The 9041-nt window shown below is 66.6% G+C and carries 11 protein-coding genes and 2 pseudogenes; 5 read left to right on the top strand and 8 right to left on the bottom strand.

The annotated features are described in order from the left end of the window. Positions 1–25: 25 nt before the first annotated feature. Genes C450_RS17205 through C450_RS17195 form a run of 3 tightly spaced genes read right to left on the bottom strand, consistent with a single transcriptional unit; the run spans position 26 to position 2329 of the window. Positions 26–697 (bottom strand): hypothetical protein, encoded by a 672-nt coding sequence (locus C450_RS17205; protein ID WP_005045576.1) that lies wholly within the window; start codon positions 695–697, stop codon positions 26–28. Next, on the bottom strand, positions 694–1281 hold the full coding sequence (locus C450_RS17200; RefSeq protein ID WP_005045575.1) for a hypothetical protein: 588 nt from the start codon (positions 1279–1281) through the stop codon (positions 694–696). The genes C450_RS17205 and C450_RS17200 overlap by 4 nt, the downstream gene beginning before the upstream one ends. Before the next feature lie 40 nt (positions 1282–1321). Further along, positions 1322–2329, bottom strand: coding sequence for a metal-dependent hydrolase (locus tag C450_RS17195; RefSeq protein ID WP_005045574.1), 1008 nt, complete (start codon positions 2327–2329; stop codon positions 1322–1324). 146 nt (positions 2330–2475) lie between these two features. Here C450_RS17195 and C450_RS17190 point away from each other — a divergent pair, with 146 nt between their 5' ends. Further along, positions 2476–3648, top strand: coding sequence for a pyridoxal-phosphate-dependent aminotransferase family protein (locus C450_RS17190; RefSeq protein ID WP_005045573.1), 1173 nt, complete (start codon positions 2476–2478; stop codon positions 3646–3648). A 29-nt stretch (positions 3649–3677) separates the two neighbouring features. On the opposite strand, the gene C450_RS17185 is transcribed toward C450_RS17190, so the two are convergent. Then, on the bottom strand, positions 3678–3998 hold the full coding sequence (locus C450_RS17185) for a DUF7116 family protein (protein WP_005045572.1): 321 nt from the start codon (positions 3996–3998) through the stop codon (positions 3678–3680). Positions 3999–4064: 66 nt separating this feature from the next. Continuing rightward, positions 4065–4304: a DUF5816 domain-containing protein gene (locus C450_RS17180; RefSeq protein WP_005045571.1), complete on the bottom strand. Its 240-nt coding sequence runs from the start codon at positions 4302–4304 to the stop codon at positions 4065–4067. Positions 4305–4440: 136 nt separating this feature from the next. Here C450_RS17180 and C450_RS17175 point away from each other — a divergent pair, with 136 nt between their 5' ends. Further along, the gene (locus C450_RS17175) at positions 4441–4848 is read left to right on the top strand and encodes a universal stress protein (protein WP_005045570.1); all 408 of its coding nucleotides are present in this window, start codon (positions 4441–4443) and stop codon (positions 4846–4848) included. Between the two features lie 12 nt (positions 4849–4860). Here C450_RS17175 and C450_RS17170 read toward each other — a convergent pair whose 3' ends face one another. Continuing rightward, complete coding sequence (locus C450_RS17170) at positions 4861–5880, bottom strand: mechanosensitive ion channel family protein (RefSeq protein ID WP_005045569.1); 1020 nt, start codon at positions 5878–5880, stop codon at positions 4861–4863. Positions 5881–6341: 461 nt separating this feature from the next. Between C450_RS17170 and C450_RS17165 the strand changes: the two genes are divergently transcribed. After that, positions 6342–7088, top strand: a complete 747-nt coding sequence (locus tag C450_RS17165) for a proteasome assembly chaperone family protein (protein ID WP_005045568.1) — start codon at positions 6342–6344, stop codon at positions 7086–7088. After that, positions 6970–7443, top strand: coding sequence for a phage terminase large subunit family protein (locus tag C450_RS23280; RefSeq protein WP_273834940.1), 474 nt, complete (start codon positions 6970–6972; stop codon positions 7441–7443). The genes C450_RS17165 and C450_RS23280 overlap by 119 nt, the downstream gene beginning before the upstream one ends. On the opposite strand, the pseudogene C450_RS23275 reads toward C450_RS23280, so the two are convergent. Next, positions 7444–7809: pseudogene (locus C450_RS23275) on the bottom strand (translation initiation factor eIF-2B); the annotation flags it as partial. Between the two features lie 34 nt (positions 7810–7843). After that, positions 7844–8416, bottom strand: a pseudogene (locus C450_RS23025) (translation initiation factor eIF-2B); the annotation flags it as partial. A gap of 325 nt (positions 8417–8741) precedes the next feature. Between C450_RS23025 and C450_RS17145 the strand changes: the two are divergent. Continuing rightward, positions 8742–9035 (top strand): hypothetical protein, encoded by a 294-nt coding sequence (locus C450_RS17145; protein ID WP_005045566.1) that lies wholly within the window; start codon positions 8742–8744, stop codon positions 9033–9035. Positions 9036–9041: the final 6 nt, after the last annotated feature.

The raw sequence follows: 9041 nt of genomic DNA, 5'->3' as shown, positions 1-9041 counted from the left end.
GGCTCCCGGCGGTCGATGACCTCCTCTATCGCTCGGTACTACGCCTCGCGGCGTCGAAGCGATCGGCGAGCGCGGTCACGACCCCACTCAGGCGTGCACCACCCCAAATCGCGACCACCGCCGCGCCGACGGTGTCGAAAATGAGATCGAGCATCGTGTCTTCGAGCCCGTACTGGGTGAGGACGTTTCCGGTCCCGAGTACCGCGGCGAGCTCCGCGACCGTGAACTCGATCACCTCCCAGAGCACGCCGAACGCGAGCACGAACAGGAAGACGAACACGACCGTGAACTCCGCCGGATAGGACACCTCGTCGCTGTGAACGTCGAGCGCGCGGACGGCAGCGTAGCCCACCGCCGCAACCACCGACGCCGACAGCCCGTGAGTGAGGTGGTCGTACCACCACACCGACTGGTAAGGCGTGAGCGGCGATCCCGGCAAACCGACGGTCCCGAACGCATGGAGGAACACCGCGCTCGTGATCCAGAGGGTGAGCCCCGGATCCATCGGAATCTCGTAGTCGCGTTCGAGCACCGAAGGGAGCCGGGTCACGAGCAACGCGATGCCGGTGTTGATCACGATCCCCGTGGTCCCGCGATCGAGCCCGATGAAGAACATCCCGATCAGTCCGACCTCCATCGCCCACGTGACCTGGCGCTGGCGGCGCTCGGTGATCCCGATTCGATCGCGAAGGTTCATTCGACGCCTCCGGCGAACCGCGCGGGGTCGAGCCGCCGGCGAACGTACCACTCGAAAACGATCCCAGCACCGATCCCGGCGACGGTCGAGGCGACGAACTCCCACATCAGCGCGTCCTCGGACACCAGAAAGCCAGTGCCGAGGATGAGATCGGCGATCCAGCGCGTGACCGCCCAGATCCCGGCGGTCGCGATCGTGGTGATCACGACGAAAACCACGGCGAAGCGGTAGCTCATCTCGACGGTCGTAAAGAGATGGAGCTCGACCGCGATCACCAGTGCGATCGCTGCCACGCCGAGGTACGTGGCGACTTCGGCGATCATCGGCGGGGCGATCGTACGGCCGATCATCGGCAGCGTGACGACCGCGAGCACCTCCCACGGCAACATCGCTCGTGGGGAGCCGAACGCGATCGAGGGAAACGAAACGAGAGCCACGATGCTCGCCGCGAACCCTGCTCCGAGGAGATCGCCCTCAAGCAGGTTCGCTGCCGCGACCACCGCGATGAACGCGATCAGCACCCACCCGAGTCTCGCGTTCGAGCGCTCGCTTTCGACGATTCGACCGATGTCCGCCCGCGACATAGCCCCTCGTTCGTCGCCCGGGGGATAAAGACTGCCGTCCTCAGAGCACGGCGTAGGCGATCGCATAGCCGACCGACGCGAGCGTGATCGCCGTGAGGCCGGTGAGCGCCGCCGTGAGCGCACCGTACTCGCTGGCTGGTCGGTGTGTCCGTCGCCACGCGCGCCACCGCCGTCGCACGAGCGGCACGGGACCGACGATTCCGACCGCGAGTACGCTGAAGACGAACTCGTACGACGATGCGAGCGTCGGTGCGGGAACGGCGAGCACGGCCGCCGCGTAGGCCACACCGAGCGCCGCCCGGCCGTGAATCGCGTCCCGTACCCGGCGGTCGGTGAGTGTGGTGTAGACCACGAGTGCGAGCCAGAGCGTGGCGAGTTCGAGCCAGAACGCGCCGAACAGATGCAGCGTCGGGTCGGCGGCGAGGCTGATACGCTGGGTCAACAGGCCGAGGTCGAACGGGTAGAGCAACTGCGGCGGCCCGCCGGTGACCAGATCACCGAACGGGTGGCTCGCCAGCCCGAACGCCGCAACGAGCAGCACTGCTTTCGGGGAGAGGTCGCCACGTCGAACCGCCACCGTCGTCACGCCACAGCCCACGAGGCCGAACACGACCATGACGAACGCGCCGAGCGGACCGCTGACGACCCCGGAAACCACGGTGAGGCCTGCGAGGAGCACGACAGCCACAGCACGATCGGCAGTCACAGCCGTCGACCAGTCCGAGGCTCGCGCCGCGTCCACCGCCGGTGCGGCCGTCGATCGCTCCGCCCGGCTCCAGTAGCGAAACGCGATCGCCGCGATCGGCGCGACGACGAGAGAGTGGGTGACCGCACGGTGGACGACGTTGCCGGCGGCCCAGAACCCCTCGACGCCGAGCGCGCCAGAGGTCACCAGGCCGATCGGCGCATAGAGGATGTCGACATCGGGCAGAGTAGCGAACGCGCCGGCCGCTATGGCGAGCGCGAGCGCGTGCTCGCGCGATTGCCCGGTCCAGCGCGCACCCGCTGCGACGAATGCGAACGCCAGCAGTCCGTGGCCGACGAACATGGTTCGACGAAGAGTGCCAACAGTATTAAATTACTCGTGGGTACGCGACGCACTCCCGCCCCGCGCTCGGTCGTCCATCGACAGTCCTGGAGAACGAGTCGTGCCGATTCCCCCATCCTTTTGCCCGAAGCCCCCCGGACAGCGGTATGGAGCCGCCCGAAGCCGGTGAACTCACGCCACCGGATCGAACGTTGATGGGACCCGGTCCGAGTGAGGTCCACCCGCGCGTGCGGCGAGCGATGAGCACGCCCCTGGTCGGCCATCTCGACCCGGCCTTCGTCGATCTGATGGACGAGGTTCAGGAGCTGCTTCGATACACCTTTCGGACCGACAACGAGTTCACCATCCCGGTGAGCGGCACGGGATCGGCCGCGATGGAGAGCGCGATCGCGAACCTCACCGAGCCCGACGACACGGTTCTGGTTCCGGACAACGGCTACTTCGGTGATCGGATGGCGTCGATGGTCCGTCGGGCCGGCGGGACGGTCGAACGGGTCAGTGCGCCGTGGGGTGCACCGCTCGATCCGGACGACGTCGCCGCGGCGTGCGAGACCCACGATCCCGACGTGGTGGGGTTCGTCCACGCCGAGACCAGCACCGGCGTGCTTCAGCCCGACGTGCCGGCGCTCACCGAGATCGCCCACGACCACGGCGCGCTCACGATCGCGGACACGGTGACGTCGCTCGGCGGGGTCGAGCTTCGGGTCGACGAGTGGGGGATCGACGCGGCGTACTCGGCCACCCAGAAGTGCCTCTCCGCGCCGCCGGGCGCGAGCCCGCTCACTCTCTCCGAACGCGCGGTCGAGAAGGTCACGAGCCGCGACGCCCCGGTTCGATCGTGGTATCTCGACCTCTCCCTGCTCGCGGACTACTGGGGCGAGGAGCGTGCGTACCACCACACCGCGCCGATCACCAACGTCTACGCGCTCCGCGAGGCGCTTCGACTGGTGGCAGAAGAGGGGATCGAAGCACGCTGGGAGCGCCACGAGCGGGTCGCGGGTGCGCTGCGGGACGGCGTCGAAGCGATGGGGCTCGGGCTCGCGAGCGAGTCGTGGCTTCCGAGCCTGAACACCGTCGCCCTTCCCGACGGCGTCGACGACACGGCAGTCATCGATCACCTGCTCTCCGAGCACGGGATCGAGGTCGCGGGCGGGCTCGGCGATCTCGCTGGCGACGTGCTTCGAGTGGGGTGTATGGGCCACTCCGCACGGCCGGCGAACGTCCTCGCGCTCGTGGCGGCACTCGGCGACGCGCTCGCGGCCCAGGATGCCGATATCGATCCCGACGCCGGGCTCGCTGCGGTGCGACGCGGGCTGTAGCCCGGCGGTGCTGTTGTAGCCCGACAGCCTCAGGCGACGAGTGCGGGGCCGAGCGAGGGGTGGAGCACCTCGTACTCGCCGGCAGTATCGACACCGATGACCGCCCAGTCGTAGTCGGGTTTGGTCGCGAGCAGTCGCTCGCGGAGGTCACGTGCGGTGTCCTCTCGGGCGACGAAACACCGCAGATCGCCCGACTCGGGCAGTTCCGTCGACTCGTCGGCGGCAGTAACGTCGACGACGCGCCACTTTCGCTCGGCGCTGAACTCGCAGCCGCTTCCGGAGACGGTGTAGCCGAGATCGGTGAAGATCGATCGGGCCGCTTCGGTCGGTGGCGTGGTAACAACCCCCATTCGTCGGAGGATACAACACGTCACGCAATAAGTGTTCCTCCCCCAATGTACTCTCTAGTTCGTTCGCTACTCGTGGGCTGCGTCCCACTCGTCCGGTTTCTTGATGTTGGCGCACACGTTGCATTTGAGTCGGCCCATCGCATCCATCGCGTTGTCGAACGCGCCGCAGTTCGCGCAGTAGTACCCCCACCGCGAGTCGTCGGTCTCGCTCGTGTACGCCACGAAAAACGGCCCTTTCGACCCGCGTTCGGCCGCCTCGTGGTCGACGTAGAGCCGTCGGCCGTCGGCGGTCGTTTTCGCGTCCATGATCGACGGTGGGCCGCGCCGGACAAGTGCGTACTGGGTCCAGTGCACTGAGGTTGCTGCGATCGGTCGCTCGACGCGCACCGACACGATAGAGAAATGAAAAGCTTCAGGCGACTCGCTCCGCTACGAGCAATCGATGACGCAGGTCGTCGTGCCCGTCCGGTATCCGCTGAGCGAACACTCCCGGCGCACGCTCGAAACCGCGATCGCGGTCGCCGACGAACGCGACGCTGCCCTCTCGGTGCTCCACGTCGATCTCTATCAGTCGAATCAGCGGGTCACGCAGGCCGATCTCAAGCACGCGGTCGAAGCGACGTTCGGTCCGCTCGACCGGACGCGGTACGCCGTCCGCACCGGCTTTCTCGTCGAGGAGACCATCCTCGACGAAGTCGCCACCGAGGACGCCGACGTGGTCGTGATCGGTCGAAAGCAGGCCGGTCGGTGGCGACGGATGGTTCGCCGGATCACCGACGAGCCGGACGTCGCGCAGTATCTTGGCGACCAGCTCGACTGTCACGTCGTCGCCGCGCCGCGCTCCGGATAAGTCAGCTCCCTCTCACCTTCGCCGGTAGTCGAACTGTGGGCCGTCGCGCGGTGTGGACGGGCCATTGGAATCGTCGAAAACGACCTTCGTGTGCGGATAGGCGAACTCGACGTCGGTTCCGTCGAGTCGCTCCCAGACGTTTTCCTGCACCGCCGAACGCACAGTCAGGAGTTTGTACGGCTCCCGGACCCAGTACCGCAGCGTCAGAAGCACGCCGCTGTCGGCGTACTCGTTGATGTAACACGTCGGTGCAGCGGGATAGCGCGCGCTGCCGATCCGGATGTCCGGTCCGCCCCGGATCACGGTGTCGACGTCCCGCGCCGCGCGCTCGATCAGATCCCGAGCTTGTGCGAGGTCGCCCTCGTAGGTCACGAGAATATCGAGCGAGAGCCTCGTTCGCGGGTCTTCGGCGGAGTAGTTGATGACGTCGCGGTCGCGGATCGTTCCGTTCGGGATCACCAAGAAAGTGTTGTCGAGGGTGAATATCTTGGTGTACTGGAAAGTGATGTCCTCGACGAAGCCACGGATAGTATCGTCAGTGTCGGTGAGTTCGATCATGTCGCCGATCTCGTACGACTGATCGGAGAGCACGAACAGGCCGCTGATGATGCTGCCGAGAATCGGTGAGATCACGACGGCAGTCGCGGCTGTGAGCACCGTCACCGACAGCAGAATGTTGCTGAGACCGACCCCGAGGATCGCCGCCGCCGTGAGCACCCCAAAGAACATGACGACGACGCGGATCGTGCGGAGTACTGCCCGGGTGACGCTGGGTCGGCGGAAGCGCCGCGCAACACGACGGCCGATCAGTCTGACGAAGAGTTTCGACCCGTACCACGCGATCCCGAGCACCAACAGCGCCAGCCCTACCTGCACCGTCCACTGGGGAAGCCACTCGGGCAGCACCCGAGTCGCGGTCTCGACGACCTCGCCGGTACTGTTCTCTATGGTTCCGTTCTCGGGCGTGCCGTTCGGTTGCGTGCCGACCTGCAATGCCTGCGTGACGCCCCACGCCACGCGTGCCGACTCCATACGCTTCGCTCACCGGCGGCGGGAAAAAGGATTCCGACCCACCTTTTTACTTCGGGGCGTCGCGCCCTCGCTCCGCTCGGGCGCTCAACCCCTCGCAAAAATGTGGATCAAAAACCCCCGCTCGCTCCCTCCGGTCGCTCGCGGTGGAGCCACTAGCGCTTACCGCGACCACACGGCAACCGCCTCCGCACCGCCGAAGCCCTCGGCCGCGAGGTGCAAGCGAAGCGAGCATGGTTCGAGGTGCCTTCGGCGTCTCGTCATCACGAGGAGCGCTCCGCGCCTCTCGAACGACCTCGGAACGAGCGAGCGGCGAAGCCGCGAGCGCCTCGACCTTCATCCGCCAGGTACCGCAACCGCACCGCCACCACTGCCCCGCGACCGCGTCCACCCCCAAAATCGCGATTCATGGCGCGGCTATCGACCAGGAAACGACTAAGCACCCGCCGGTCGTGGATCGAAGCATGGCCGAAACGACCCGGACCAGTCCCGACGCGACGTTCGACGTGGTCCACGACGCGGAGCCACCGGAGACGCTGCTCGCGGGCTTCGCGGAGTTCGGAATGGCCGGCCTCACCGCCGCCGACTCGCTGGTCGATCAGCTCGATCTCGAACAGACGGGCCACATCACCGCCGATCGACTTCCGGCGATCACCCCGTTTTCCGACGGCGTAGCGCGTCACCACACCCGCCTGTTCTCCCGCCCCGATCTCGATCTCACGGTGTTGGTCGGTGAGCTGTTCGTCCCGCTGCCGGCCGCCGCCGCGCTGGCCGAGTCGGTTCTCGAATGGACGGAGGCGAACGGGGTTACGGAGACCACGGTGCTCTCGGGGGTGCCGATGGCCCACGGGCCCGACGAACACCGGTCGTTCTACGTCGCCACCGAGGCGTACCGCGAGCGACGGCTCGACGGCGTCGACGCCCAGCCGATGGGCAACGGCTTCCTCGATGGTATCAACGGGACGCTCATGGCCCGTGGCATCGACTCGTCGCTCGACGCCTGCGTGCTCACGACGCCCGTGCATCCGCTCGCACCCGACGCCGAGGCCGCCGCGAGACTGCTCGAAACCGCCGACGCGATCTACGATCTCGGTGTCGACGCCGGCCCACTGCGCTCGTTCGCGGAGGAGGTCCGCCAGCACTACGAGAGCCTCGCCGAACACGTCGAATCGACCGAAGACCACCGCTACGACGACCAGATGTTCAGATAGCGCGCCGCCCCGACACGCACCGCCCCGGCACGCACCGCACCGATCGCTCGATTCCGTTCACCATTCTGCCCCATTGATTGGCGAAATAGTTCATCTGAGGGAACTCTTCGCCAGACGTATATTCGTCGCAGCCGTACCGTCGGTCATGACCCGATCGGAACGCCGGCCACCGCCGGACGGCGGCACCCGGAGAAAAACGACGTTGTACTGCCCGGACTGCGGCCACGAGAGCACGATCGATGGCGACTGGCGCGTCGAACACACGACCGACGACGATCGCGACCGCGCCGCCTACATCTGCCCCGAGTGTGGCGCAGTCATCGCTCGTCGGCCCGCCCGGCTCGCGATCGCGTAGTCAGTCGAGCGCGCCCATCCCCTCGTCGGTGATGACCGAATCGAGCAGCTCGGTGGGTGTCGCGTCGTAAGCGGGGTTTTCGAGCCGAAACCCCTCGGCCGGTTCGCGCATCACTTCACTGCTCGATCGGAACTCGTTCTCGAAGACGAACCCGTCGTCGATGATCTTCGCCCCCGAACCGATCACGGTGACGGGGACGTCACAGGCCGCGGCGGTCGCGGCGATCGGGAAGGTCCCGACCCGGTTGTAGAGGGTGTCACCGACGATGCAGTCCATCCCGAAGAGAGCGCGGTCGCACTCGGAGAGGAAGTGGCCACAGGCGCTGTCGACGATCAGATGTGGCTCGACCCGGTCGATCCCCGCGAGGGNGGGTGTCACCGACGATGCAGTCCATCCCGAAGAGAGCGCGGTCGCACTCGGAGAGGAAGTGGCCACAGGCGCTGTCGACGATCAGATGTGGCTCGACCCGGTCGATCCCCGCGAGGGGGCGCGCGCTTTTGCGCCCGAGATAGCGCGGACGCGCCTCGGTCACGTACACTTCGATCGCGGCCCCGTCGCGCGCCGCGAGCTCGATCGCCTCCAACACTGTGGAGGAGTAATCGTGGGTCAAGACGGTCATCCCGTCCTCGATCGCGGCTGCGCCGTACTCCGCGGCCCGACGTTTGGCCATCTCGACCCGCTCGATCACGGTGCGGATCGCCTCGCTGGTGCGGGCTTTCGCGGCGTCGATGTCCGCGGGATCCGCGTCCATTACGCTGTCGACGATCTCGCGCTGTGTGTTCTGGAGCGAGGCGTGAGAGGGATTGGCCTGGCGGAGTGCGGTCGCGTTGCGCTCGACGTCCCGGAGATAGTCGTCGAGGCTCCGGAACTCCCGCTCGGTCAGCGTTTCGAGCGCGTGGGCGGCCTTGACGGCGACCACAGAGGAGGAGTGGGTCCGCATCTCTCGGATCTCCTCGACCGTCTCGTCGATCATACCCCCCATGTGTCGGGTCGCGGTGAAAGCCCTTCCCCTCCACCTTTTTACTTCGTCGGGTTCGCGCTTCGCGCGAACCACTCCTCGCAAAAATCTGGACCAAAAACACCCGCTCGTTCGCTCCGCTCACTCGCGGTGAAATCACTGGCGCTTTCCGCAACTACTACCGCACCGCCGAAGCCCTCGGCCCGCTCCGCGGGCCTCGCCCTTCATCCACCAGGAACCGCCGCCGCACCGCCACCACACCGCTACCACCGCACCACCACCACCACACCACTACTGCCGGGGACACCGGAGCTATATGCGATCGGTCCCACCAGCCAATATGGTCGCCGTCCGGTACACCTGCCCGCGCTGCGATGCGGTCGTCACCCTCGACCGCAACGCTTCTCTCGCTGACAAATCGGTCACGCCGTTCGGGCTCGACGACTGGGAGTACGCCGCCCCGTACGAGGAGTTCGAGGAAAGCGACGGCGTCGAGATCGTCTGCGGGGCGAGCGAAACCGACGGTGAGGGCTGCGGCGAGGTGTTCTATCTGAACTTCGTGAAATACGAGTTGGGCCGCGAGGTCGACGCGCGCACGACGCCGGCCGACGTTTCGTTCGATTTTCTTCGGTAGCCCGAA

It is taken from the genome of Halococcus salifodinae DSM 8989, assembly GCF_000336935.1.
Lineage (GTDB): Archaea > Halobacteriota > Halobacteria > Halobacteriales > Halococcaceae > Halococcus > Halococcus salifodinae.
The sequence above is the reverse complement of the archived record's forward strand: the minus strand, read 5'-3'. Positions and strand labels throughout refer to the sequence as shown.

Bases quoted from the DNA above. Each gene is read 5' to 3' on its own strand.
- C450_RS17205 (WP_005045576.1), bottom strand. From the start codon at position 697: ATGAACCTTCGCGATCGAATCGGGATCACCGAGCGCCGCCAGCGCCAG.
- C450_RS17200 (WP_005045575.1), bottom strand. From the start codon at position 1,281: ATGTCGCGGGCGGACATCGGTCGAATCGTCGAAAGCGAGCGCTCGAAC.
- C450_RS17195 (WP_005045574.1), bottom strand. From the start codon at position 2,329: ATGTTCGTCGGCCACGGACTGCTGGCGTTCGCATTCGTCGCAGCGGGT.
- C450_RS17190 (WP_005045573.1), top strand. From the start codon at position 2,476: ATGGAGCCGCCCGAAGCCGGTGAACTCACGCCACCGGATCGAACGTTG.
- C450_RS17185 (WP_005045572.1), bottom strand. From the start codon at position 3,998: ATGGGGGTTGTTACCACGCCACCGACCGAAGCGGCCCGATCGATCTTC.
- C450_RS17180 (WP_005045571.1), bottom strand. From the start codon at position 4,304: ATGGACGCGAAAACGACCGCCGACGGCCGACGGCTCTACGTCGACCAC.
- C450_RS17175 (WP_005045570.1), top strand. From the start codon at position 4,441: ATGACGCAGGTCGTCGTGCCCGTCCGGTATCCGCTGAGCGAACACTCC.
- C450_RS17170 (WP_005045569.1), bottom strand. From the start codon at position 5,880: ATGGAGTCGGCACGCGTGGCGTGGGGCGTCACGCAGGCATTGCAGGTC.
- C450_RS17165 (WP_005045568.1), top strand. From the start codon at position 6,342: ATGGCCGAAACGACCCGGACCAGTCCCGACGCGACGTTCGACGTGGTC.
- C450_RS17145 (WP_005045566.1), top strand. From the start codon at position 8,742: ATGGTCGCCGTCCGGTACACCTGCCCGCGCTGCGATGCGGTCGTCACC.